General features: G+C 67.0%; 22 protein-coding genes. All 22 read right to left on the reverse strand.

Going from position 1 to position 24,215, the window contains the following annotated elements; translation table 11 throughout:
- Positions 1 to 489, reverse strand: a 489-nt coding sequence (locus tag ACI38Z_RS01525) for a DivIVA domain-containing protein (protein WP_439788423.1), incomplete at its 3' end; no start/stop codon positions are given.
- A gap of 72 nt (positions 490 to 561) precedes the next feature.
- Positions 562 to 810, reverse strand: a complete 249-nt coding sequence (locus ACI38Z_RS01530) for a YggT family protein (RefSeq protein WP_439788424.1) — start codon at positions 808 to 810, stop codon at positions 562 to 564.
- Positions 811 to 829: 19 nt separating this feature from the next.
- Positions 830 to 1,639 carry a pyrroline-5-carboxylate reductase gene (gene proC, locus ACI38Z_RS01535; protein ID WP_439788425.1) on the reverse strand — a complete coding sequence of 270 codons (810 nt, stop codon included), beginning with the start codon at positions 1,637 to 1,639 and terminating at the stop codon, positions 830 to 832.
- A 5-nt stretch (positions 1,640 to 1,644) separates the two neighbouring features.
- A complete protein-coding gene (locus ACI38Z_RS01540) occupies positions 1,645 to 2,400 on the reverse strand; it encodes a cell division protein SepF (protein ID WP_439788426.1) in 756 nt (251 codons plus the stop codon).
- Positions 2,401 to 2,485: 85 nt separating this feature from the next.
- Positions 2,486 to 3,220 (reverse strand): YggS family pyridoxal phosphate-dependent enzyme, encoded by a 735-nt coding sequence (locus ACI38Z_RS01545; protein WP_439788427.1) that lies wholly within the window; start codon positions 3,218 to 3,220, stop codon positions 2,486 to 2,488.
- Between the two features lie 48 nt (positions 3,221 to 3,268).
- Entirely contained in the window at positions 3,269 to 4,060 is a 792-nt protein-coding gene (locus ACI38Z_RS01550) for a polyphenol oxidase family protein (RefSeq protein ID WP_439788428.1), read from the reverse strand.
- A gap of 13 nt (positions 4,061 to 4,073) precedes the next feature.
- The gene (ftsZ, locus tag ACI38Z_RS01555) at positions 4,074 to 5,234 is read right to left on the reverse strand and encodes a cell division protein FtsZ (protein WP_439788444.1); all 1,161 of its coding nucleotides are present in this window, start codon (positions 5,232 to 5,234) and stop codon (positions 4,074 to 4,076) included.
- A gap of 427 nt (positions 5,235 to 5,661) precedes the next feature.
- Positions 5,662 to 6,762 (reverse strand): cell division protein FtsQ/DivIB, encoded by a 1,101-nt coding sequence (locus ACI38Z_RS01560; RefSeq protein ID WP_439788429.1) that lies wholly within the window; start codon positions 6,760 to 6,762, stop codon positions 5,662 to 5,664.
- An 8-nt stretch (positions 6,763 to 6,770) separates the two neighbouring features.
- On the reverse strand, positions 6,771 to 7,682 hold the full coding sequence (gene murB / locus ACI38Z_RS01565) for a UDP-N-acetylmuramate dehydrogenase (protein ID WP_439788430.1): 912 nt from the start codon (positions 7,680 to 7,682) through the stop codon (positions 6,771 to 6,773).
- Positions 7,683 to 9,101, reverse strand: coding sequence for a UDP-N-acetylmuramate--L-alanine ligase (murC, locus tag ACI38Z_RS01570; RefSeq protein WP_439788431.1), 1,419 nt, complete (start codon positions 9,099 to 9,101; stop codon positions 7,683 to 7,685).
- Between the two features lie 86 nt (positions 9,102 to 9,187).
- Positions 9,188 to 10,315, reverse strand: a complete 1,128-nt coding sequence (murG, locus tag ACI38Z_RS01575) for an undecaprenyldiphospho-muramoylpentapeptide beta-N-acetylglucosaminyltransferase (RefSeq protein WP_439788432.1) — start codon at positions 10,313 to 10,315, stop codon at positions 9,188 to 9,190.
- A complete protein-coding gene (locus ACI38Z_RS01580; RefSeq protein WP_439788433.1) occupies positions 10,305 to 11,936 on the reverse strand; it encodes an FtsW/RodA/SpoVE family cell cycle protein in 1,632 nt (543 codons plus the stop codon). The genes murG and ACI38Z_RS01580 overlap by 11 nt, the downstream gene beginning before the upstream one ends.
- Positions 11,937 to 11,939: 3 nt before the next feature.
- On the reverse strand, positions 11,940 to 13,367 hold the full coding sequence (gene murD, locus ACI38Z_RS01585; protein ID WP_439788434.1) for a UDP-N-acetylmuramoyl-L-alanine--D-glutamate ligase: 1,428 nt from the start codon (positions 13,365 to 13,367) through the stop codon (positions 11,940 to 11,942).
- 10 nt (positions 13,368 to 13,377) lie between these two features.
- Positions 13,378 to 14,409 carry a phospho-N-acetylmuramoyl-pentapeptide-transferase gene (gene mraY, locus ACI38Z_RS01590; RefSeq protein WP_439788435.1) on the reverse strand — a complete coding sequence of 344 codons (1,032 nt, stop codon included), beginning with the start codon at positions 14,407 to 14,409 and terminating at the stop codon, positions 13,378 to 13,380.
- Positions 14,409 to 15,857, reverse strand: coding sequence for a UDP-N-acetylmuramoyl-tripeptide--D-alanyl-D-alanine ligase (locus ACI38Z_RS01595; protein WP_439788436.1), 1,449 nt, complete (start codon positions 15,855 to 15,857; stop codon positions 14,409 to 14,411). The genes mraY and ACI38Z_RS01595 overlap by 1 nt, the downstream gene beginning before the upstream one ends.
- Positions 15,858 to 15,884: 27 nt before the next feature.
- Positions 15,885 to 17,684, reverse strand: coding sequence for a peptidoglycan D,D-transpeptidase FtsI family protein (locus tag ACI38Z_RS01600; protein WP_439788437.1), 1,800 nt, complete (start codon positions 17,682 to 17,684; stop codon positions 15,885 to 15,887).
- 10 nt (positions 17,685 to 17,694) lie between these two features.
- The gene (locus tag ACI38Z_RS01605; protein ID WP_439788438.1) at positions 17,695 to 18,312 is read right to left on the reverse strand and encodes a cell division protein FtsL; all 618 of its coding nucleotides are present in this window, start codon (positions 18,310 to 18,312) and stop codon (positions 17,695 to 17,697) included.
- Positions 18,313 to 18,453: 141 nt separating this feature from the next.
- Positions 18,454 to 19,425: a 16S rRNA (cytosine(1402)-N(4))-methyltransferase RsmH gene (gene rsmH / locus ACI38Z_RS01610; protein WP_439788439.1), complete on the reverse strand. Its 972-nt coding sequence runs from the start codon at positions 19,423 to 19,425 to the stop codon at positions 18,454 to 18,456.
- Positions 19,426 to 19,437: 12 nt separating this feature from the next.
- A complete protein-coding gene (locus ACI38Z_RS01615) occupies positions 19,438 to 19,875 on the reverse strand; it encodes a division/cell wall cluster transcriptional repressor MraZ (protein WP_439788440.1) in 438 nt (145 codons plus the stop codon).
- Between the two features lie 430 nt (positions 19,876 to 20,305).
- The gene (locus ACI38Z_RS01620; protein WP_439788441.1) at positions 20,306 to 21,394 is read right to left on the reverse strand and encodes a site-specific tyrosine recombinase; all 1,089 of its coding nucleotides are present in this window, start codon (positions 21,392 to 21,394) and stop codon (positions 20,306 to 20,308) included.
- 13 nt (positions 21,395 to 21,407) lie between these two features.
- The gene (locus tag ACI38Z_RS01625; protein ID WP_439788442.1) at positions 21,408 to 23,063 is read right to left on the reverse strand and encodes a CTP synthase; all 1,656 of its coding nucleotides are present in this window, start codon (positions 23,061 to 23,063) and stop codon (positions 21,408 to 21,410) included.
- Positions 23,064 to 23,232: 169 nt separating this feature from the next.
- Positions 23,233 to 24,215: phosphoenolpyruvate carboxykinase (ATP) (locus ACI38Z_RS01630; RefSeq protein WP_439788443.1), on the reverse strand; the 983-nt coding region annotated here is incomplete at its 5' end.

Below are 24,215 nucleotides of genomic sequence, written 5' to 3' on the forward strand. Positions count from 1 at the left end.
CTCGGCACGGAAGTCCTCGCGGGACTGCTTCAGGCGATCGATCTCGTCCAGCTCGTTCTGCTTCTCGGCGAGCGCCTGGCGAATGACCTCGCGGGCCTTCTGGTCGGCCTCGTTGCGGATGTTCTCGGCGTTCGTGCGGGCGTCGGCGACGAGCTTGTCAGCGCTCTGCTGCGCAACGATGAGCACCTGGGAGATCTGGCGCTCGGAGGCGGTGAACTCGGGCTGGGAGACGGGAGCGGGAGCGACCTCGACGGGCGTGGCCATGCTGGTCTGCTCCTTGAGCTGCGCGACCTGCGCCTGCGCCGCCGCGAGCTGCTGCTCGGAGGTGGTGAGCCTGCCCTTGAGGTCAGCGATCTTCTGGAGCATCGCGTCGACCTCGGAGGCAACCTGGTCCAGGAAGACGTCGACCTCGTCGGTCTTGTAGCCCTCCTCGTGCTTCCCCGCCTGAGAGAAGGTCATGTTCTCGATGTCTGCTGGAGTGATAGCCATCTTTGTTCCCTTTCAACTGTGTACGTGCTACGTCAGCAGTGCGGCGAGCCGCCTACCTCAGTATATCCCCACTTACCAAATTAGCTGCTGGATGAGCTGAAGAACCAATATTGCAACAAAGGGCGACCAGTCCATGCCGGCGAAGGGCGGAATGAATCGCCTGAAGAGGTTCACGAACGGATCCACGATGGTCGAGAGCGCCCCGTACAGGTCTGCCACGAACCCGTTTCCGCTCTGGACGAACCACGAGAGTATGCACTGCACGAAGATGAGGATCTCGTAGAAGTTCAGGAGCCTGTCGATAACGTAAGCGATCTGCACGGGTTGTCCTTTCGAGTGACTAGGCGTTCGCGAGCTCTCGCGTGCGGGCGAGCGCGGCATCGGTCGCGGCGTAGGCGCTCTGCACGAGCTCGGGCTCCATGGCCCTCAGGCCCGCCGCCGTGGTTCCGCCCGGAGAGGTGACCTTCTCCATGTAGGCGCGCGGATGCTCGCGCGACTCGAGGAGCTGGGCGCACACGCCGCGCATGGTCGCGAGCACCATCTCGCGGCAGTCGGCAGCGGGGAGCCCGCGCTCGACGCCGGCGCGCACGAGCGCGTCCGCAAAGAGCGCCACGTACGCGGGACCGCAGCCCACGACGGCGCCCTCCGCGTCGAGCTGGTCCTCGCGCATGACCTTGGCGACGCCAAGCGCCGAGAAGAGCTCCACCGCGCGGCTCACGTCCTCCTCGGACGCCGTGGTGCCGGGGCAGACCGCCGTGGCGCCGGAGAGCACCTGCACCGGCAGGTTCGGCATGGCCCTCACGACGCGCGACTTGGGAAGGAGCCCCTCGAGCGTCGCGAGGGAGACGCCCGCCGCTATGGAGATGACGGTCCGTCCCGCGAGCTGCTCGGACACCTCGCCCACGACTGCTGGCAGCACCTGCGGCTTGACTGCCACGACCACCACGTCCGGATCCTGCCCGAGCATCTGGGAGGCCTCCGCGAAGGTTGCCACGCCCTTCTCGTCCAGTGGAACGAGCTTCTGCGGGGACGGGTTGCACGCCATCACGTGCGAGGCGTCGGCCGCCCCCGACGTGACGAGCCCGGACGCGATGGCGCCGCCCATGGCGCCCGCGCCGATGACCGCCACGGTGAAATTGATCTTGCCCACGTCGGCTACCTCTCGATCGTGCCGTCCTGAACCAGCTTGTTGATGTCGGAGTCGGAAAGCTCCATGCCCTGCGGGGTGATCACGAACACGCGGTCGCCCAGCTCGTCCACCTGGCCGCCGATGCCGCACGACAGGCCGAGGCAGAAGTCCAGGATGCGCTTCGCGATCTCGATGTTCGTGTTCTTGAAGACCAGGACGACCGGCTGGTTCGTGCGCACGCGGCGCACCACCATCTGGACGTCGTCGTACGAGACGGGCTTCAGCACGTAGGGCGGCAGCTTTCCGGAGTTCGCGGGGCGCGGGACCGGCTTGAGGCCGATGTCCGCGGGGGTGTGGCCTCCTGTGGAGTTGCCCAGGACGCCCTCGTGGGCCGGCGTGTAGGACGACGTCTGCGGGATGGCCTGCGTCTCGCCGGAGTAGGCGCCACCCTGCGACGGCGCCGGGCGCTGCGCGTACTGCGGGTTGGGAGACTGCTGCGGGCGAGAGGGACGCTGGTAGTCCTGTCGGTACCCGTTCTCGTACGGCGAGGGGGCACCGTTGCCGCCGGCACCGTTGGAGCCCACGGGCCTGCCGGAACGCGTGTATACGGACACGCTCTCCGCCTCGGGGCGACGGGTGTTGCCGAGCAGGCCCACGCCCTGCTGCTGGTCGTTGCTGCGCGCGGGCGGCTCGTCGTAGTCGTCGTCGTAGTAGTCGTCGTCGTAGTAGTCGTCGTCCTTCGGCCCGGAGATCTTGTCCCTGAGCGAATCGAGGAAGCCCATTTCGTCCTCGCCTTCCCGGACCGTGTCGCGCACCGTCCGAAGTCGTTCGCCTCACCGTCTGGCCAGTGGCCTGGCAGGCGTCCCTCTACCTAACCTCATACGCCGGGCTGAAGACCGTTCTACCCAGCCTCACGATCGTGGAACCCTCTTCTATGGCAATCGGATAATCATCACTCATACCTGAAGAGAGAGTTGAAAGCTCGAGCCCCGACCTCTCGCGCATCCTGTCGCGCAGCTCCCGGAGCCCGCTGAACGTCCTTCTCGCCGCATCGGGGTCGTGGGCGGGGGCCATGGTCATGAGCCCCTCGATCGAGATGCCGCCAAGCCCCATGAGCCCGTCGAGCGACTCGAGCGCCTCCTCCGGGGCGAAGCCCGACTTGGACTCCTCGCCCGAGACGTTGACCTCGAGCAGCACCCTCGACACGATGCCGTGCGCCTCAGAGCGCTTGGACACCGCCTCGGCGAGCGCCGCCGACGAGATGGAGTGGATGAGCCGCACGCGCCCGATCACGTGGTTGATCTTGTTCTTCTGGAGGTTCCCGATCATGTCGAAGCGCACGCCCGCCATCTCGGGATGGCTGGCCTCTATTCCCGCCAGCTTGCGGTCGAGCTCCTGCGGGCGGTTCTCCGCGAACGCGCGGTATCCCGCCTCCCAGGCGAGGGCGACCTCCTCGACCCCGACGGTCTTGGAGACGCCCAGCAGCGTCACCTCTTCCGGCGACCTGCCGGCCCTGGCGCACGCCTCCTGCATCCTCTGCAGAATCTCGGCCCTGCGTTCCCTCAGAAAGTCGAGGTACCTTGACCTCTCCTCCTCAGTCACGCGATCACTCCCCCATTCGTCAATCGATAGCGTCTGAAATAGTCCGTGTCAGCATCCCATGCAGGCAAGCGCCCCATGGCGTCCGCAGGCGCCGTGCTCCGCCCTGTACGAGAAGAACCGGTCCGTGTTGCTCGCGGTCGAGATGCCGCAGTCGAGCACGTTCCCGCTCGGCACCCCGGCGTCCGCCAGCGCGACGCGAATCGCCGCGGCGAGGTCGAGGTGACGCTCGGAGCTCCTCACGCTCGGGCCGAACTCGCCCTCGAAGCGCTCGAGCAGCTCGGCCGACACCTCGTAGTCCTCCCCCGCGATGTGCGGCCCGATGTAGGCCGTCACCTCGGAGGCGGCGCAGCCGCACTCGGCCGAAAGGACGCGGGCGGCCTTGGCGGCGATGCGCGCCATGGTCCCGCGCCACCCGGAGTGCGCCACGGCGAACCCGCCCGGCGCCACGAGGATGACGGGGACGCAGTCCGCGAAGCACAGGAGCACCGGGACGTGCGAGGCCGTGCACACAACGGCGTCGGCGCCCTCCCGGGCCCGCCTCGCGGCGTCGGACGCCTCGCGCTCGTCTCGCACCACCACGACGTCGTCGCCGTGCACCTGCCTCGGGACCACGAGGCTGCCGGCGAAGTCGCCTGCGCCCAGCGCCCCCAGCGCGAGCATGCGGTTCTTCTCGACCGCCCGTGGGTCGTCCCCGCACGCGTCGCCGAGGTTGAGCGAGGCGTACTGCCCCGTCGAGACGCCCCCCGTGCGCTCCGTGAACGCGAGGGAGACCCCGTGCGGCCGGGCGGCGTCGCCCAGGAGGGTCACGCCGCCCCGTGTCTGTCGCGTGAGCTCGGCCACGATGCGTCCCCGCCTAGATGCGGCTGTGCTTCAGGAACTCGGGGACGTCGAACTCCTTGTTGATGTCGTTGTTCGGCTTGGGAGCGGACGCCGTGCGGCTCGGTGCCGCCTGGCTCTGCGCCTGGCGCCCGGAGGCGGCGCGACCGTTCGAGCCCCTCGAGGAGCCCCTGGAGGAGCCGCGCTCCGTGGAGAACGTGGGCAGCGGCGCCTGGATGTTGGAGTCGTTGAAGCCGGTCGCGATGATGGTTACGCGCACCTGGTCGCCCAGGCTCTCGTCCACGACCGTGCCGAAGATGATGTTCGCCTCGGGGTCGACGTTCTGCGCGACGAGCTCGGCGGCGTCGTTGATCTCCTGGATGCCGAGGTCCTTGTTGCCGGCGATGGAGAGAAGTACGCGCGTGGCGCCCTCGATGCCGACCTCGAGCAGCGGGCTCGAGATTGCCTCGGAGGCCGCGTCGGACGCGCGGGTGTCGCCGGAGGCGACGCCGACGCCCATCATGGCCGTGCCGGCGCCCCTCATGATCGTGCAGACGTCCGCGAAGTCGAGGTTGATGAGGCCGGGGACCGTGATGAGGTCCGTGATGCCCTGCGTGCCCTGGCACAGGACGTCGTCGGCCATGCGGAAGGCCTCGAGGAAGGAGGTCTTCTTCTCGGAGAGGTCGAGCAGGCGGTCGTTAGGAATGACGATGAGTGCGTCGACAGCCTCGGAGAGGGTCTGGATGCCCTGCGCGGCCTTGTTGGCACGCGGGCGTCCCTCGAACGTGAAGGGCTTCGTGACGACGCCGACGGTCAGCGCGCCGATGTCGTTCTTGGCGATGTCGGCCACGACCGGGGCGGCGCCGGTTCCGGTTCCGCCACCCTCGCCGGCGGTGATGAAGACCATGTCGGCACCCGCAAGGGCCTGCTTGATGTCATCGTGGGAGTCCTCAGCGGCCTCGGCACCGACCTCGGGGTTGGCGCCTGCGCCCAGTCCCCTGGTGATGTCCCCACCGATGTGGACCTTGATGTCGGCATCGGAGATCGCGAGCGCCTGGGCATCGGTGTTCACGGCAACGAACTCGACGCCACGGATGCCCTCCTCGATCATGCGGTTGACAGCATTGGTTCCGCCGCCGCCAACGCCAACGACCTTGATGACTGCCAGGTAGTTGCTCGGGATGTCGTTGTCCATCATGCTTCCTCCTTGCTTGGCGACGGTCTTGGGGACGTCGTCCGTCTTCTCCTCGGATGCCGCCCCGTCGATCTCGATGGTGACCCTAGCGGTACCGCCCTTTACGTTCTTGTTCCCGTGCTGCTTCATTTCGGTTCACGTCTCTTGCTTGGTGGTGCTCTCAAAGTGCTGCTCGCGACCGACTGACAAACCCTAAACCTCAGGTAGAGCCATATGCCCATCTCAAAGCGCGCTATATTTGCACATTGTGGGTGACTTAGTCAACAGTTTTGTGAAAGTTATGGAAACAGCAGGTAGATGCCGTTATTCTCGTTCATTCAATCCCTAAACCATCGCATGAGGGTTGACAAGAAAAACGACCCTCAAGTTCAACTTGAGGGTCGTGATTTCGACCGTTCCGCGCGGCCCGGCGCAATGGTGCCGCGGGCGGCTAGTTGCCCGAGGAGCTTGAGGTGCCCGACGTTCCCGTCGAGGAGGTCGTGCCTGTGGAGCTGGTCGAGCTCGCGGCAGCACTGCTCGAGGACGAGTCGCTCGACGAGCTGTCGGATCCGTCGCTCGCGGAGGAGCTGGACGAGTCGTCGTTCGCGCTTGTCAGGTCCGTACCCGTAACGCCCGTTCCCGCGGTCACGTACTTGGAGTCCACGAGCCTGTAGGCGGGCTTGGAGGGCACGCGCACGTTGATGTAGGTGAGCTTGCCGGAGTACTTCGCGACGATCTGGTTGATGACCGCCTCTTTCGAGGCGATGTTCGTGGGAGAGCCAAGGGACACGATGACGCCGCTCTTGAGCGTGCAGCTGATGCTGTCCAGGCTGCTGGCCGAGAAGCTCACGATCTGTTTGGTGAGCTTCTCGCTGAACTGCTCCCGATACGAGCTGACGGCCTTGAGGACCTCCGCGCTTGACGCAGAGCCCGCAATGGGCGTGATGCTCGCGGGGACGTCCGTGATGAGCATGGTGCCCGCCTTCTGGGCGGCCTTGAGCGCCACGTCCTCCACCGAGTCGCTCTCGCCCACCTTGAGCGAGGCGGGCTGGATCCAGACGTTGTCCTCCCCCAGGTACCACGCGACGTCTCCGGCGCTCATGACGACGAGTGCGCTCACCTTGCGCTCCGTCACGACGATCCTGAGGGTGTTGGGGAACTCCTTCTGGTAGGAGACGGAGCCGACCCAGGGGTTCTTCTCGAGGTTCGCGGTCACCTTGCTCTCGTCGAGGTTGAGCAGCGTGGATCCCTTTGGTATCTTCGCGAGCTTGGAGATGCTCGACTTGCTCATGTGCGTCGTGGCGACCGTCTCGACATGCTCGATCGAGAACATGGGCGTGTAGGACAGCACGAGGTATCCCACGAGCGCGACGAGGAGAAGCGCGGCCACCACGATGCCGGCGATGATGCCGCGGCGGATGACGACATCGGACCCCGGCCTGTTGGCGCCTGACGCCCTTGACGGGGCCGACGGGGCCGCATCGCCCGAGGCGGGGCGCGTCGTGCCCCTTGCGGTCGGCGTACGCTTGGTGGGCCTCCTGCTGTCGGGCATGCTTCCCCCTACGCGCCGAATCCCAGGCACTTCACCTCGGGCACGAGGTCGATGCCGTACCTGTCGAGCACCGTGTCGTGGACGTGGCTCATGACGGCGATCACGTCAGCCGCCCTGGCGCCGCCCTCGTTCACGATGAAGTTGGCATGCACGTCCGATACGCATGCCCCGCCGACCGAGTAGCCCTTGAGCCCGCAGGAGTCCACGAGCTGGCCCACAGAGCGCGAGCCGGGGTTCCTGAACACGGAGCCACACGACGGCTTGCCAAGGGGCTGGCGGAGCCTCCGCCTGCTGACGAGGGCCTCCATGCGCTCCGCTACCTGGGCCTTCTCGGCCTCCTCGAGGGAGAGCGTGGCCTCGAGGATAATCTCGCTCGTGGGGATGTTGGTGTAGCGGTAGCCCCACTCGATGTCCGAAGCAGCATAGCGGTGGAGCCCCTCGCCCGGCCTGAGCGTCACGACGTCGCGGACGCGGGAGCCAATCCACTCCCTGCGCGTGCCGGCGTCCATAGAGATGGCGCCGCCGACCGTGCCGGGGATGCCCACCAGGCACTCGAGCCCGGAGAGCGAGTGCGAGAGCGTGTCGGTGACGAGGCGCGCGAGCGTGGCACCGGCACCGGCCGTGACCTCGCTCTCGTTGAACGCGATGCGGGAGAACTCCCTCCCCAGCACGATGACGCAGCCCTCGTAGCCGCGGTCGGAGGCGAGGATGTTGGAGCCCTTGCCGAGCACGACCCACTCGACGCCCTCCTTGCGCAGAATCTCGATGGTCTTGAGCAGGGCGGGGTACGAGTTGACCGTCACGAAGAGGGCAGCCGGGCCGCCGATGCGGTACGTCGTGTGGTGGCTCAGCCGCTCGTTGCGGCTGACGTCCGCGTCGTAGGCGCCGGAGAGCGCCATGTATGCGTTGAAGACGCTCACCTAGGCACCAGTTTCCTCGTCGAGCTCCCGCTTCGCCTTGATGAAGGAGGGTCCAATCGAGGTGACGTCGCCGGCGCCCTGGGTGATGAGGAGGTCGCCCGGACGGCAGACCTCGACGAGGTGGCGCACCACGTCGCCGCGCTTGGGAATGTAGGTCACGTCGGACACGTGGCCCTTCTCGACCACCTTGTTGGAGACCGTCTTGCCCGTGACGCCGGGGATGGGCGTCTCGCCCGCGGGGAACACGTCCGTCACGATGAGGACGTCGGCGTCGTCGAACGCGGTGCCGAACATGTCGGCAAGCGCCTGGGTGCGCGTATAGCGGTGGGGCTGGAACACGCAGACGATGCGGTCGAACTGCAGGTCCTTTGCCGCCGCAAGCGTCGCCTTGATCTCGGTGGGGTGATGGCCGTAGTCGTCCACCACGGTGATGCCGTCGACGTCGCCCACGTGCGTGAAGCGACGGTGAGCGCCCTTGAACGAGGAGAGCGCGACGGCCGCCTTCTGGACGTCGGCGCCGAGCACGTCCGCCACCGCGATGGCGGCGGTTGCGTTGGCCATGTTGTGGCGGCCGGGGTTGGCCATGATCGTGACGCTCACGGACTCGCCGGACGGCACGCGCACGCTGAAGTGCGAGGCGAGCTTGTGGTGCTCCCCCGGCTCGGGCACGCACACGTAGTCGTTCTTCTCGTCAAAGCCGTACGTGACGACCTTGCGGCCCGTGGACTTGGCGAGCTCAACGTAGTGGGGCACGTCGCCGTTGATGATGACGGTGCCCGCGTCGCCCACTAGGTCCATGAACTTGCAGAAGGTCTTCTCGATGTTCTCGAGCGTGCCGTAGTGGTCGAGGTGGTCGGCCTCGATGTTGGTGATCACGACGACGTCGGGGTCGAGGTAGAGGAACGAGCCGTCGGACTCGTCGGCCTCGCACACGAAGTAGCCACCCTTGCCGTTGCGGCCGTTGGTGCCGTACTCCTCGACGATGCCGCCGATGAGGAACGACGGGTCCCAGCCGAGGTGGTCGAGCATGGTCGCGACCATGGAGGACGTGGTGGTCTTTCCGTGCGTGCCGGCCACGGCCACCGTCTTGGCGTCGAGCGAGAGGTACGAGAGCATCTTGGCTCTGGGCCACACGGGGATGCCGAGCTCCCTCGCCCTGATGACCTCGGGGTTGGTCTCCGGGATGGCGGAGGAGGTCACGACGACCTCGGGGGACACCTCGTCGATCGTGGAGGCGTGATGCCCCACGCGCACGTCGATCCCGGCTTTCTCGAGCTCGCGGACGTAGCGGGACTCCTTGAGGTCGGAGCCCGTGACCTTGCAGCCACGCTCGTGGAGCACGAGCGCGATGCCGCTCATGCCCGCGCCTCCGATGCCGATGAAGTGTGCGCTGTTGACGCGCTTGATGTCTTTGTCCATCTGGAACCTCTCTATGCATGAAGAAGCGGCCCACGTGCCGCGGGCTCGCACAATACTCTAGCGCAACGCGAGACTTTACGTGCGGCTTAGCCCTTGAGCGCCGCGGCGCTCTCCACCTGGTCCGCAAGCGCCACGGCGGCCTTGTCCTGCCCGAGCCCGCGGGCGGCCTTGCGCATGGCGTCGCGGCGCGCGGAGTCGTCCACCAGGCCCAGGAGGTCCTCCCGGAAGGCGGGGGTGTCTATCGCGTCGTCGGCCAGGAGCACCGCCGCGCCGGCGTCCACGAGGTAGCGCGCGTTGGTGGTCTGGTGGTCCGCCGTCGCGAACGGGTACGGCACGAGCATGCTCGGGACCGCGAGCGCCGCGATCTCGGCGACGGAGGACGCCCCCGCGCGCGACAGCACGAGGTCGGCTGCCGCGAGCGCCTCGCCCATCTTGTCGATGTAGGGCATCACGCGCCAGCGGGCCTGCTGTTCCTTGGTGAGCGCGAGCTCCTTCACGACGGAGTCGTAGTCGGCCTTGCCTGTGGAGTGCACCACGTAGAGGTCGGGGCGGGACAGCAGCTCGTCCTTGAGCGCGCAGACGCCCTGGTTGAGGTGGCGAGCGCCGAGGCTCCCGCCAAACACCAGCAGCATGGTCGCGTCCTCGGGCACGCCGAAGTCGCGGCGGCCGTCGGCGCGGCTCGCCCCGATCACGCTCTTGCGCACGGGGTTGCCCGTCACCACGATCTGCGTGTCCGCGCTCACCTTGTCGCGGAACGCGTCGATCGCCACGGGAAGCGACACGCAGACGGTCTTGACCTTGCCCGCCGACGTCTTGTTGGCGAGCCCGGGCACGGAGTTCTGCTCGTGGATGACGCAGGGCACGCCCTGCTTGTGGCACCAGTTGATGAGCGGGAGCTCGATGTAGGCGCCAAAGCCCACGGCCACGTCGGGCTTCACCTGCGCGAAGTGCGCCCCGATCGTGCGCTCCGCGGCGTGCATGCGCCACAGGGCCGAGACGAGCGTCCACGGCCTCGAGCGGTCGAAGCCCGTCACGTCGATGGGGTTGAACGGGAAGCCCGCCTTGGGGACGAGCGTCGACTCGAGCCTCGTGGGCTGGCCAAAGAACTCGACCTCGTGCCCGCGCGCCCTCAGCTCCTCCGCAAGGGCAAGGGCCGGGTTGATGTGACCGGCGGTACCTCCGGCGGCAATCGCCACTCTCAAGCTATCTGCCACGCCAGTTGCTCCTTCCGCGTTCCTCGCGTGCGTCCCGCACGCCACGCACCTCGGGACCGCTCTCGTGCTTCCTCAGGCGGTCGCTCGCGCTCGGTCCCAGGTCTATGCGCGTCCGCCCGTTTTTGTCGGAAGTGACTCTAGCACCATTCGCCCGCGCGCGCATCTCGCGCTCCCTCCTGAGGGCCTCCGGGCTCGTGGGGTCCTGCGGCCTGGCCTGGTCCCGGCGCGCGCCGCCGCCCAGCACGGTGAAGCGCGACCTCGTGGGCGGCTCGGACGTCGCGGAGGCGGTGCCGTACGCCCCGTACGGGCGAGAAGAGCGCGCGCTCCGCGGCGTGGGCTCCCCCACGAACGACTCCTCGCGCCGGGGCGCGGACGTCACGCTGAACTCGCTCCTGCGGTCGTCGTACTCCGTCTGCGGGAGCTTGCTCCTGAGCGAGACGGACAGGACGATGCCCGCCAGCATGAGGGAGCTCATGATGGACGAGCCGCCGTACGAGACGAAGGGGATGGGCTTTCCGGAAAGCGGGAAGAGCCCCAGCACGCCCGCCACGTTGAGCAGCATCTGCGCCACGATGATGACGGTGCAGCCCACGGCCGCGAGCTGTCCCGCGAGGTCGGGCGCGTAGCGCGCGATCCTGAGGCCCGCCCACAGCAGCGCCACGAACGCGCAGAGCATGCCCACCGTGCCCACGATCCCCAGCTCCTCGCCGATGACGGCGTAGATGAAGTCGTTGTACGCCATGGGCAGGTACGAGTACTTCTGCTTGGACATGCCGATGCCCACGCCAAACAGCCCGCCCGAGCCAAACGCGTAGAAGCCCTGCACGATCTGGTAGCCCGTGCCGTACGGGTCCGAGAACGGGTTGAGCATCGTCATGACGCGCGCCCGCGAGTAGGGCGTGGCCATGGACACGCCCGCCATCACGGCGATGCCGACGCCCAGTATCGCGAGGCAGACCTTGCCGGGCGCCCCGCCGAAGTAGAACATGATCACGAGCGTCACGCCCAGGATGGTGACGGTGCCCTTGTCGGGCTGCAGGAAGATGAGGCCCAGCGGCACGAGCACGCCGAGCACGAAGAACCACACGAGCTCGCGCTCCGAGTGCGTCCCGTCCTCGTAGTAGTCGCTGATGATGTTGGCCGCCACGAGTATGACCGTCACCTTGGCGAACTCGGACGGCTGGAGGTTCACGGGACCGAGCTGAATCCAGCGCGACGCGCCGTAGGCATCGGCCCCCGCGAAGGGCGTCATCACGAGCAGGAGCAGCAGGAGCGTCACGACCCACTCGACGACGAGGAGCTTCCTCACCCACAGGTGGTAGTCGAAGTAGGCCAGCAGGAAGGCGAGCACCGCGCCCACGCCGGCAAACGCCAGCTGGCGCTGAAGGTAGAACGCGGGGTTGTAGCTAGAGGAGGATGACGTGAGCGCCGAGATGGACGACGACGAGTAGATCATCGTGATCCCAAAGAGCGTGAGCAGCACCACCGCGCCCAGGAAGACGAGGCGCGGCACCATGAAGCGCGCCGGCGTGCCAAAGATGTACCGGTCGGCCCAGGGACCGCTGTCCCTGCCGCCGTTGCGCGGGAGGGACGACCGCCCCAGGGACTCGACTCGCTCCATGCGCTACATACCACCCTTCGTGCCGCCGAGCGCGGCCACGTACCCCTTGAAGGCGCGACCCCTCTCGGCCATGTTCGAGAACTCGTCGAACGACGAGCATGCGGGCGAGAGCAGCACCACGTCGCCCGGCTCCGCGTCCGCGACGGCGGCCTCGAAGGCCTCGCGCAGGTGCGGCGCCCTCTGGACGAGAAGCGCGCCCCCCTCGCTCTGCAGCTCGTCCTCGAGCGCGGAGGCGATCCTCTCCCCCGCCGCGCCAAAGCAGACGGCCGCCTTGCACTTCTCCACGACGTCGTGGGCGAGCGGACCTAGGTCCGTGCCCTTGTCGTGGCCGCCCAGGAGCAGCACGATGCGACCCTTGGCAAACGCCGTGAGCGCCTTCTGGACCGAGTCGGTGTTCGTGGCCTTGGAGTCGTTCACGAAGCGCACGCCGCGCACCTCGCCGCAGGGCTCGATGCGGTGCTCGAGCGCGCGGAAGGCGAGTATGCCCTTCTCCACGTCCTCGTCGGGCACCCCGAGCTCGATGGCGAGCGCGGAGGCCGCGAGCGCGTTCTGCACGTTGTGCTCGCCCTTGATGGGCATGCTCTCGACGGGCAGCAGCACGTGCTCCTCGCCGTCGAGGCGCACGCAGAGCCTGCCGTCGCGCACGAAGGCAGCGCTCGTAACGTCCGGCGAGGGGACGTCGTGCACGTTGAGCGTGAGGACGCGCAGGCCGCGCTCCCTCAGCCTCCTGATGACGGCGCGGCACCACGAGTCCTCGTCGCTCACGATGGCGAGGTCGTCCGCGGTCAGGTTCTGGAAGATCTTCTCCTTGGCGGCGGCGTACGCCTCGATGGAGCCGTGCCATTCCACGTGGTCCGGCGTCACGTTGAGAAGGACGGCGACGTGGGGGTGAAGCAGCCTCGTGGTCGCGAGCTGGAAGCTCGAGAGCTCCGCCACGAACCACTCGTCGTCTGGACGGTCGCGGAGCTCCGCCGTGCAGAGCGTGCCGATGTTGCCCACGGACACGGCGCGCATGCCGGCCGTGCGCAGGAGCTGCGTCGCGAGCGTGGTGGTCGTGGTCTTGCCGTTGGTGCCGGTGATGCCGACCCACCTGCGCGGGCTCTCGCGCCACGCGAATTCCGGCTCGCCTATGACCTCCTGTGAGCAGGCGGCGGCCGCCTTGAAGAAGGGCGAGAACTCGGAGATGCCGGGCGAGGCCACGGTCAGGTCGTACGTCCCGCGCACGTCCTCCGTGCCGAGCACGACGCGCGCGCCCCTCTCCCCCAGCTCGCGCGTGACGTCGCCCTCGTGCGAGCTGGCGCCGCCGTACACCGTGACCGAGGACACGCGGCCCTCGGGCTGGTCCAGCAGGTAACCGGCAACCTCGCGCCCGGTCTTTCCCAGGCCGAGTACGCAGACGTCGCCGAGCGGCGCGGTCGATTGACGTGCCATGAAGGCCTCCCTAGCGAAGCTGGAAGTAGAGCGCGAACCCGAGGACCGCGAACGCGGCGGAGATGATCCAGAAGCGGATCACGACCTTGGTCTCGCTCCACCCCTTCTTCTCGAAGTGGTGGTGTATGGGTGCCATGAGGAAGACGCGCTTCCCCGTGGTCTTGAAGCTCACGACCTGGATGATGACCGAGAGCGCCTCCACGATGAAGAGGCCTCCCATCACGAGGGAGCAGATCTCCGTCTTGGTGAGCACGGCCATCGCCGCGAAGGCGGCGCCGAGCGCGAGCGAGCCCGTGTCGCCCATGAAGATGGACGCGGGATAGCAGTTGTACCAGAGGAAGCCGACGAGCGCCCCGGAGATGGCCGCCGCGAAGATGGCCAGGTTCTTCTCGCCGTAGCTGAAGGCGACCATGCTCATGATGAGCATCACCACGAGCGTGCAGCCGCCGGCGAGGCCGTCGAGGCCGTCCGTGAGGTTCACGGCGTTGGAGAGGCCCGCCATGAGCAGGAACACGAACAGCATGTACAGCCACGGCAGGCGGAGCGTGACGCCGCCCACCACGACGGTGGTCGTGAGCACGCCGAGGTCGAGCACGGCGCCGCCGGGGAACTCGACCCTGGGGCTCACGCGGCAGAAGTTGACGGCGACCACGCAGAACGCGACCGAGATCAGGATGAGGCCGGCCATCTTCTGCGAGGGCGTGAGGCCGAGCGAGCGGCGGTGCGCGACGCTCTCGATGTCGTCCAGCAGGCCGAGCGAGCCGGTGAGGAAGGTGGCCAGCACCGCCAGGATCAGGTCGGTGGTCCACGTCGCCTGCACGAAGCACGTTATGAGCACCGCCGCCAGGATCACGACGCCGCCCATGGTGGGCGTGCCCTGCTTGACGAGGTGGCGCTGGGGGCCGTCGGCCCTGACCTGCTGGCCGATGCCCTCGTGGCGCATGAGCTTGATGAAGAGGGGCATGACCGCGAGCACGATTGCCGCCGCGATGACGGCGGACAGGAAGACCTGGTACGTTGGGTAGCTTGGGTTTCCGAACATCAGGCCAACACTCCCTTGACGAACTTGTCCAGACCGACCGACCTCGAGCCCTTTGCGAGCACCAGGTCGTCCTCTCGAAGCACCGGCGCCATCGTCCTCACGGCCGAGTCGACGTCGGGGAAGAGCTCGATCCTGTCCTCCGAGAAGCCCATCGTGAGCGCCGCCTCGCGCATCTCGCGCGCGTCGTCCGTGCCCACGAATACCAGCAGGTCGAGCGGCTTGGCGGCCGCGTAGGCGCCGATGTAGCCGTGCAGGCGGCGCGACTCCGCGCCGAGCTCGCCCACCTCGCCCAGCACGGCTACGCGCCTGCCCGTGCACGCCATGGTGCACAGCACGTCGAGCGCCGCGGCGATGGAGCTGGGGCTCGCGTTGTACGAGTCGTCGATCATGCGCGGCTTGCCCTCCTCGCTCACGACCTCGAGCCTCATGCCCGTGCGCGGCATGCTGCTCATGGCCTCGGCCGCGGCGTCGCGGTCCACGCCCAGGCGGTCGCAGATGGCCATGGCCAGCAGAAAGTCGCTCACGACGGCCCTGCCCGGCACGTTCAGGCTCACCTCGCGGCTCCAGCCGTCGGCAAAGGCGAGCGAGAAGGACGGGGACCCGTCCTCGCCCACGGTGACGTCCAGGGCACGGACGTCGTCCTTCTCGCCCTGGCCCACGTGGAGGCACTCCACGCCGGCGGGACGCGCGTACTCGCCCTCGATGAGCGGGGCGAAGTCGTTGTCGGACGTGAGCACCAGGCACGGGCGCGCGGGCGCGTCGGGCGCGTCCGTGGGCTCCATGCCGGAAATGATCTCCGCCTTGGCGCGGGCGATGTTCTCGCGCGAGCCCAGGAGGCCGATGTGGCTCGTCCCCACGTTCGTGATGACGGAGACCGTGGGCAGCGCCGCGGCGGCCAGCCGCGTGAGCTCGCCCTTGTGGTTCATGCCCATCTCGCACACCAGGACCTCGTCCTCGGCGTCGGCGCCCAGGACCGTGATCGGGAGCCCGATGAGGTTGTTGAAGTTGCCGGCCGTCGCGTGCACGCGGTAGCGCGTCGCGAGGCCCGCGCGCAGCATGTCCTTCGTGGTGGTCTTGCCCACGGAGCCCGTGACGCCCACCACGACCCACTGCGGGTTCATGCGGCGCCAGGCGCCCGCCAGCCGGAGCATGAACTCCTCGGCGTCGTCGTCCTCGGCGCGCAGCACGGCGCAGCCACGCTCGCGCGCGAGCGCAAGCACGTCCTCGCCCACCGGCTCGGTCACGACCACTGCCGCGGCCCCGGCCTCGATGGCCGCGGGCGCGAACCTGTTCCCGTCGACCCGCTCGCCCTTGAAGCAGACGAAGGCGTTGCCGTCGCCCGCCTCGCGCGAGTCCGTCGTCACGCCCTCGATTCGGGCGCCCTCCGGCGCGTACGCCACGTCCGCGGACGTCGCGCGCACCATGTCCGACACGGAGATCCTTACCATCCCATCACCTGTCAACTTCCCTGGCGACTAGCCCGCATCGGGCGACACGCCCATGTCTGATAGGGCCTCACTCATGATAGTAGAGAAGAGCGGCGCGGCCGAAGAGGTCGCCAAATATGGAGTTCCATTGAGTCCCACGTACACCAGGACGTCGGGGTCGTCGGCGTTCGCGAAGCCGATGAGCGAGCTCACGTACTTGTTCTTCGCGTAGCCGCCCGACTCGTCCGCCTGCTCGCCCGTGCCGGTCTTGCCCGCCACGTCGTAGCCCTTGACCTGGGCCGCCTGCGCGGTGCCCTCCGTCACGACGGTGCGCATCATGTCCGTCACCTGGTCCGCGGTCTTCTTCGACACCGAGCGCCCCTCGCTCTTCCACGTGACCTTCTTGCCCGCCTTGCTCACGAGGAAGTGCGGGGTCACGATCTTGCCGTCGTTCGCGATGGAGCCTATGGCCTTCACCATCTGGTCGAGCGGTATGGCAAGCGACTGGCCAAACGACATGGAGCCCAGGCTCGCGCCGTCGTACTCGTTCAGCTGCTTCACGATGCCCTTGACTTCGCCGGGGTAGTCGATCCCCGTCTTGGTGCCGATCTTGAACTTCGCGATGCCGTTCGCGAAGCGCTCCTCGCCTATCACGTCCTGCGCCACGGTCGCCATGCCCGCGTTGGAGGACCGCCTCAGGATCTCGCGCAGCGACATCTGCATGGTCTGCGTGCGCCCGTCGTCGTCGCCAACGAGGTCGGAGCCCACCTTGACCTTGCCGGGCACCGTGTAGGTGCTGTCCGGCGTCATGAGCCCGTCCTCGATGCCGATGGCGGCCGTCAGCACCTTGAAGATGGAGCCTGGCTCGTAGGAGGAGGACACGGGCTTCAGGTTCAGCGCGCCGTCCGCGATCGTGGACGTGTCCGTGATGTTGAACAGCGGCGTCGAGCAGGCGGCCAGCACCTCGCCGGTCTTCGGGTCCGTCACCATGACGGAGCCGGAGTCGGCCTTGTAGGTGCTCACGCCCTGGGTGATGGTCGACTCGGCCACCTTCTGGATGTCGATGTCGATCGATATGACGATGTCCGTGCCGTTCTTGGCCTTCTTGACGACCTGCGAGTTGCCGCCCGCGATGGGCGTGCCGCCCGAGCCGGTCTCCAGAAGCATCTCGCCGTCCGTGCCGGAGAGGATGTCGTTGTAGTACAGCTCGAGGCCCGAGAGGCCCTTCCCGTCCGTGCCCACGATGCCCAGGACCTGGCCGCCGACCGCCCCGTAGGGGTAGACGCGCTTCATGTCGTCCAGGTAGTAGATGCCCTTGATCTTCTTCTTCTCGAGCTTCTTCTTGACGGCGTTCGCGACGTCGGTGTCGACCTGCCGCTTCACGTAGCTGAAGGACGTGTCGCCCATGAGCTTGTCCACGTAGTCCGTGGCGCTGCCGCCCAGCTCGTCCGCAAGGATCTCGGCCGCCTTCGCGGGGTCGTTGACCTCCTTGGGGTTGCAGTAGATGGTCTTGCACTCCTTGCTCATGGCAAGGACGTTGCCGTTCCTGTCGTATATGGTCCCGCGCTTGGCGTGGATGGTTATCTCGTTCGTCCGCTGCGCCGACGCCTTGGCCGAGAGGCTCTTGGACTCAACGACCTGCAGGTATATGAGCTTGCCGCACACGCCGACCAAGATGAGCGCGAGGGCGAGAAAAACGACCCTCACCATCTGGTCGTACGAGCTGTGCTCGGGGTGCCTGAACGAGCGACCGCCCCTCATGCGCGAAGAGGGCGCCTCGTCGTACGAGGCGCCCGCCACGTCAAAGCGGCCCCTGCGGCCGTTCCTATTTCCGTATCTGCTGCTCACGCCAAGAAGTTTACGCCGCGTCGGAGCCCGTCTGCGCGCCGTCGGCAGACTGCGCAGCATTTGCAGAATCGCTCGAGCCGGAGCCATTGGTCGCGGTGGCGGACTTCTTCGAGCTGGTGCTGGAGTCAGAGCTGGAGCTAGAGTCGGAGCTGGAGGTCGAGCTGGTGCTGGAATCGGAGGTCGCCTCCGAGCCGGACGTCGAGCCCGTGGCCGCGCTCTTCTCGCTCGAGACGCTCATGCTCTCGCTCGAGGTGGAGGGAACCATCCCGTAGTTCTGGGTCGCGATGGAGTTGATGCGCGAGCTGCTGCTCAGCACGGAGCGCTCGATCTTGAGGTCGCTGTTGGTGGACTCCGCGGAGTGGATCTTCTGCTCGAGCGAGCTTGCCGACATCATGGACGAGACGGCCGACGCCGTGAGCGCCACGCGCGCCACGCCCACCGCCGCGAGGACGAGGGAGCAGGCGATCACGAGCTTGAAGCGGCTCCAGAAAGTGGTCGAGACGCCGCGGCGGACGCGGGCGTCGAGCCCGCCGCCCTCGACGACCTCGAAGGAGCGTCGCGGCTCCTCGCGAGGCCGCTCGTATGCGTTTCCATAGAAGCTGTATGCCTCGGAGCCCAAGTTGGTCATCTTCTGTTCCCCTTAGATGCCAGTGCCACCGCTTGCGGTGGCACGTAGGTGATGCGTTGGTGGTTCGTTTAAGCTGCGTTGTGGTGCGTGATGCTTCGTTTGGTGGTGCTTGGGCAAACGGCCGAGGCCGGATGCGTTGGTTCAGGTGCCCTCGCCGGTGGTGTCCAGGCGGACGGCCACCCTCATGAGCGCACTTCTCGCCCGGGGGTTCCGGGCGACCTCCTCGTCGCTCGCGACGAGGGGCTTCTTGGTCCTGACGCGGACTATCGGCACGTGGCCGCACACGCACACCGGAAGGTCCGGCGGGCAAATGCAACCCTGCGACATCTCCGAGAACACGTGCTTGACCACGCGGTCCTCGAGCGAATGGTACGAGATGACGCAGATCCTCCCGCCTGGGTTCGCCCACCTGACGGCGGCGCGAAGTCCCTGGTCAAGCACGTCGAGCTCGTGGTTGACCTCGATGCGCAGGGCCTGGAAGGTCTTGCGCGCGGGGTGTCCGCCATGCCTCCTGGCCGCCGCGGGGATCGCCTGCTTGATGACGTCCACCAGCTCGAGCGTCGTCTCGATCGGGGCCTTCTCGCGCCTGAGCACCACCTGGTGGGCGATGCGAGACGCGAACTTCTCGTCCCCATAGACACGGAGGACCCGGGCGAGGTCGGCTTCGTTGTAGTGGTTTATGACCTCTGCTGCGGTTAGGGTGTTGTTGCCCGGGTCCATGCGCATGTCAAGCGGGGCGTCCTCGTGGTACGAGAAGCCCCTCTCGGGGATGTCGAGTTGCGGGGAGGAGACCCCGATGTCGAACAGGAAGCAGTCGACGCCGGGAACCTCCGCCTTGACCAGGAGGTCGTCCAGGGAGCCGAAGTTCCCCTTGAGGAAGCGGTGCTCCGCCCCCGGGACCTCTGCCTCGAAGCGCCTCGCGGCCGCCTCGAGAGCCATGTCGTCCTGGTCGATGCCGATGGAGAGTCCGTCCGGTTGGATCCTCTTGGCCATCTCGACCGAGTGTCCGGCCCCTCCCAGGGTGCAGTCGCAGACGACCTCCCCCGGCTTGGGGTCGAGCTCGGCCAAGACCTCGCTCAGCATGACGGGAATGTGCCGATATTCTTGTGTCAAACGGTCCACCCCCTAGTCGTACATCAGGCTGTCGAGCTCGTCGATGCTCGCGTCCAGCTCCGCCACGGTCCGGTCGTAGTCAGCGGCGTCCCAGATCTCGAAGTGATCCGTGTTGCCGACGACCGCGACCTCGCGCGTGATGTCGCACGAGGCGAGCGCCGCCGCGCCCAGCTTCCCGAGGGCGATGCGCCCCGCAGAGTCCAGCTCGACCGTCATCGTCTTTGCGTTGAGCAAGAAGCGAAGGCGCTCGTCCTTCTTGTTGCGGGGGTTGTAGCCGTTGGGAAAGTAGCTCTCGACCCATGCCTGGTGACCCTCTGGAGTGAAGCCGAGGATCTTGCCTCCGAGGGGAATGAGGCATACCTTCTCCCCAAACTCCTTGCGGAACGGTGCCGGAAGGGTAATGCGCTGCTTGGCATCTAGGTTGTGCTTGTAGGTGCCAGTCAGGTACATCTGCCCTCCCCTCGCGCTCCGCAGGGCGTCCCCCTCGAAAACGTGACACATACTATAGCCCATTTCCGACACCCTGCGACACCAATCGACACTTTAAAACACCCAGACGGTCCGAATGGCCCACTGGTGCCAAAATGTGGCCTCGCGACGCCCCCACATCTTGTGAGAACGGATGTTTGAGAACACAAACGCCGAGGATTGCCCTGCGCGGCATCCCCGACGTTTCCTGAACGATTTGTGATGGAATTGTGACTGCGCCCCTGAGCTGGCCTTTTGGCGAGAATATCGCGTTTTCCCAGTTGAAAGGCCCTGTTAGGTCCAGGCACAGGGGCCCATCGGTGGCCCCGCGCGGTGGGAGGCCATCCCACATGCGACACCTCGCCACCCCCGGCTCCACCATGTGGGGGCGCGGTGGGAGGCCGTCCCACGCTCATCCCCGCGCGTGCCCGTGGTGGGAGGCCGTCCCACCGGTGGGGGTGCGTCCCACTCGCACGTCCTCCCACGAGGGGTCCCCCGCCGCGTCCCCGGAGGAGGTGCCGCCCCGGCCCGCGCGTCCCTCTCCCCCGCCTTCGCGTGCGCGCGGGTGCGCCTCGAGGTAGACCATGCGCACGTGCGTCAGGTCGATGTGGGTGTAGAGCTGCGTGGTGGATATGCTCGCGTGGCCCAGGAGCTCCTGCACGTAGCGAAGGTCCATGCCGCCCTCGAGCATGTGGGTGGCGTAGGTGTGGCGCAGGGTGTGTGGGTGCAGTCCCTTGATGCCGACGATGGCGCCGTAGCGCTCGACCATGCGGTGCACGGCCTGACGGGTGATCCTGCCGCCGCGCTCGTTGAGGAAGACGGCGTCGCCGGAGCGGGTTGCATTGGCAAGCACGGGGCGCCAGTCCCGGAGGTAGGTGGCGAGCGCGCGCTTGGCCGTGCCCAGGATGGGGACGACGCGCTCCTTGGAGCCCTTGCCCATCACGCGGAGCACCTCGTCCTCGAGCATGACGTCGCGCCGGTCGAGCCCGCAGAGCTCGGACACCCTGAGGCCGCAGCCGTACAGCACCTCGAGGATCGCCTTGTCGCGGTGGAAGGCCGCCTGTGGCCGCGCGTCCACCCTGCCCGAGGCGAGCACCCTGGGCGAGGGCTCGAGCTCGGGGCGGAACGGGTCGTCCAGCAGGCTGAACACCTGCTCGCGCGAGAGCACCTGCGGCAGGCGCTCGGGCCGCTTGGGCAGGGGCAGGCCAGCGCTCGGGTGGTTCTGCGTGATCTGCTCGCCCACCATGAACTTGTGGAAGCCCTTGATCGCGGAGGCGGCCCGCTGTACGGAAGACGCGGCGAGGCCCGCATCGGTCAGCCCAGCAAGGTGGGCCTCGATGTCGAGCCTCGTCACGTCGTCGGGGGAGGTTATGTTCTTCTCCCCCAGGTAATCTATGTAGCGCCTCAGGTCCCTGCCGTACGACGCGACCGTGTTGCGCGAGCTCCCCCGCTCGATGGCGAGGTAGCCCAGGTACTGGTCGAGCGCTTCGGCAAGGTCCATGGGCAGGGTGCCGCTAGTCCACCGAGGACGTCACGTCGTGACGGTCGATGCCCTCGTGGCACGCGATGGACGCGCGCACGAACTCGCGGAAGAGCGGGGCCGGCTTGGTCGGGCGGCTCTTGAACTCGGGGTGGGCCTGGCTCGCCACGTACCAGGGGTGCACGGACTCGGGCAGCTCCACCATCTCGACGAGGCGGTCGTCGGGCGAGAGGCCCGAGATGACCAGGCCCGCGTCCTGCAGCTGCTGGCGGAAGGCGTTGTTGACCTCGTAGCGGTGACGGTGGCGCTCGTAGATGAGGTCGGCGCCGTAGGCCTCGTACGCGAGGGTGTCATGCTGGACCTTGCAGGGGTAGGCGCCCAGGCGCATGGTGCCGCCCTTGTCGGTCACGTCCTCCTGGTCGGGCATGAGCGCGATGACGGGGTACGGGGAGTCGGGCGCGAACTCGGCGGAGTTGGCGCCGGGCATGCCGGCGACGTTGCGGGCGAACTCGCTGACGGCGACCTGCAGGCCAAGGCAGATGCCCAGGTACGGGATCTTGTGCTCGCGGGCGTACTGCGCCGCGAGGATCTTGCCCTCGACGCCACGCTGGCCAAAGCCGCCCGGCACGAGGATTCCGTCGTAGCCCTCGAGGGCGGCGTCGGCGTTCTCGCTCGTGAGCTCGTCACCCGCGATGAGGTCGATCTTCACGTTGTGGCCGAAGAAGACGCCGGAGTGGTGCAGCGCCTCGGTGACGGAGAGGTAGGCGTCGGGCAGCTCGGTGTACTTGCCGACCACGCAGATCCTCGTGGTGTCCTCGAGCTTGTTGCAGGCATGCATGCGGCTCGTGAAGCTGTCCCACTCGCTCATGTCGCCGTCGCGGACCTCGAGGCCGAGCTTCTCGAGCGCCTTGACGTCGAAGCCCTGCTTGGAGAGGTGGCGCGGGACGTCGTAGATGGAGGGGCAGTCGGAGTTCTCGAACACGCAATCCTCGTCCACGTCGCAGAAGTGCGCGATCTTGGCGCGGATGGGCGCCTCGACCTCGTGGTCGGAGCGGCAGACGATGAAGTCGGGCTGGAGGCCGAGCGAGCGCATCTCCTTCACGGAGTGCTGGGTCGGCTTGGTCTTGACCTCGTGGGCCGCGGCGATGTACGGGACGAGGCTGACATGGATGACGAGCGTGTTGCCCGCGCCCTTCTCCTTGCGGAACTCGCGGATGGCCTCGACGAAAGGCTGGCCCTCGATGTCGCCGATGGTGCCGCCGAGCTCGGTGATCACGATGTCGGCGCCGGTCTGCTCCTCGATGCGGAAGAAGCGCTCCTTGATGGCGTTGGTGACGTGCGGGATGACCTGCACGGTGCCGCCCAGGAAGTCCCCGGCGCGCTCGCGACGGATGAGCGACTGGTAGATGGCGCCGGTGGTGAAGTTGGAGTTGCGGGTGAGGTTCTCGTCGATGAAGCGCTCGTAGTGGCCGAGGTCGAGGTCGGTCTCCGCGCCGTCGTCGGTCACGAAGACCTCGCCATGCTGCAGGGGATTCATCGTGCCGGGGTCGATGTTGAAATAGGGGTCGAATTTCTGCATGGTCACGCCGTAGCCGCGCGCCTTGAGCAGGCGGCCGAGCGAAGCGGCGGTGATGCCCTTGCCGAGACCGGACACCAAGCCGCCGAGAACGAAAACATATTTTGTGGGCATTGCTTTTTCCTCCGTTTTTTAGGGGATCTCTGAACGAACCGGCGCCGACGGCCGGTGGATTTGTGCAGAGCTTCCGTGGTTTGTTGCGGTTGCTTTATTGTGACGTGTATTTCAACAAAAAACTTCCCCTTTCCTGTCAAATGACAGGAAAGGGGAGAGACAGAGAGACTTATTTCGCCTTGGGGCCTGCGGCGGCGATGTGCGCCGGCATATTCGGATACTTCTTGGAGAAGTTGTCCTCGAAGAGCTTTGCCAGCTTGTTGGCCTGTGCGTCGTAGGCGTCCTTGTCCGCCCAGAGGCCGCGTGCGTCGAGCATCTCGTCCGGGACGTTCGGGCAGGAGGTCGGGTAGTCGACGTTGAAGACGTCATGATGCTTGAACTCGACGTTGTCGAAGTCGCCGTTGAGGGCGGCGGAGACCATCGCGCGGGTGTAAGCCAGCTTCATGCGCTTTGCGCCGTCGGCAGCGGAGCCGCCTGCCCAGCCGGTGTTGACGAGGTAGACCTTCGCGCCGCTCTCACGGATGCGCTTGCCGAGCATCTCGGCGTAGACGGACGGATCCATCGGCATGAACGGCTCGCCGAACAGGGTGGAGAAGGTCGGCTGCGGCTCGGTGATGCCGCGCTCGGTACCCGCGAGCTTGGAAGTGAAGCCGGTGACGAAGTGGTACATCGCGGCGTCCTCATCGAGGCGGGAGATCGGGGGCAGGACGCCGAACGCGTCCGCGGTCAGGAAGATGACGACCTTGGGGATGCCGCCGACGCCGGGGATGGCTGCGTTGGAGATGTAGTTGACGGGGTAGCCGACGCGGGTGTTCTCGGTGAGGCTGCCGTCGTCAAAGTCGAACTCGCGGGTCTCGTCGTCCATGACGACGTTCTCGACCAGGGAGCCGAAACGGATGGCGTGGTAGATCTCGGGCTCGTTCTCTTCTCTGAGGTTGATGCACTTGGCGTAGCAGCCGCCCTCGAGGTTGAAGATGCCGTCGTCGGCCCAGCCGTGCTCGTCGTCACCGATGAGCTTGCGCTTGGGGTCGGCGGAGAGGGTGGTCTTGCCGGTGCCGGAGAGGCCGAAGAAGACGGCGGTCTCGTGGGTCTCGGGGTCCATGTTGGCCGAGCAGTGCATCGGGAGGATGTTCTCCTTGGTCAGGACGTAGT

The sequence above is a fragment of the Parafannyhessea sp. genome (genome assembly GCF_051876455.1).
In the GTDB taxonomy this organism is placed as follows: Bacteria; Actinomycetota; Coriobacteriia; order Coriobacteriales; family Atopobiaceae; genus Parafannyhessea.

Excerpts from the sequence above, each read along its gene's own strand:
- murC (WP_439788431.1), bottom strand. The coding sequence starts at position 9,101 with ATGGACAAAGACATCAAGCGCGTCAACAGCGCACACTTCATCGGCATC.
- ftsZ (WP_439788444.1), bottom strand. The coding sequence starts at position 5,234 with ATGATGGACAACGACATCCCGAGCAACTACCTGGCAGTCATCAAGGTC.
- ACI38Z_RS01615 (WP_439788440.1), bottom strand. The coding sequence starts at position 19,875 with ATGTACCTGACTGGCACCTACAAGCACAACCTAGATGCCAAGCAGCGC.
- ACI38Z_RS01605 (WP_439788438.1), bottom strand. The coding sequence starts at position 18,312 with ATGACCAACTTGGGCTCCGAGGCATACAGCTTCTATGGAAACGCATAC.
- ACI38Z_RS01595 (WP_439788436.1), bottom strand. The coding sequence starts at position 15,857 with ATGGTAAGGATCTCCGTGTCGGACATGGTGCGCGCGACGTCCGCGGAC.
- mraY (WP_439788435.1), bottom strand. The coding sequence starts at position 14,409 with ATGTTCGGAAACCCAAGCTACCCAACGTACCAGGTCTTCCTGTCCGCC.
- ACI38Z_RS01560 (WP_439788429.1), bottom strand. The coding sequence starts at position 6,762 with ATGCCCGACAGCAGGAGGCCCACCAAGCGTACGCCGACCGCAAGGGGC.
- ACI38Z_RS01625 (WP_439788442.1), bottom strand. The coding sequence starts at position 23,063 with ATGCCCACAAAATATGTTTTCGTTCTCGGCGGCTTGGTGTCCGGTCTC.
- ACI38Z_RS01540 (WP_439788426.1), bottom strand. The coding sequence starts at position 2,400 with ATGGGCTTCCTCGATTCGCTCAGGGACAAGATCTCCGGGCCGAAGGAC.
- ACI38Z_RS01580 (WP_439788433.1), bottom strand. The coding sequence starts at position 11,936 with ATGGAGCGAGTCGAGTCCCTGGGGCGGTCGTCCCTCCCGCGCAACGGC.
- ACI38Z_RS01620 (WP_439788441.1), bottom strand. The coding sequence starts at position 21,394 with ATGGACCTTGCCGAAGCGCTCGACCAGTACCTGGGCTACCTCGCCATC.
- murD (WP_439788434.1), bottom strand. The coding sequence starts at position 13,367 with ATGGCACGTCAATCGACCGCGCCGCTCGGCGACGTCTGCGTACTCGGC.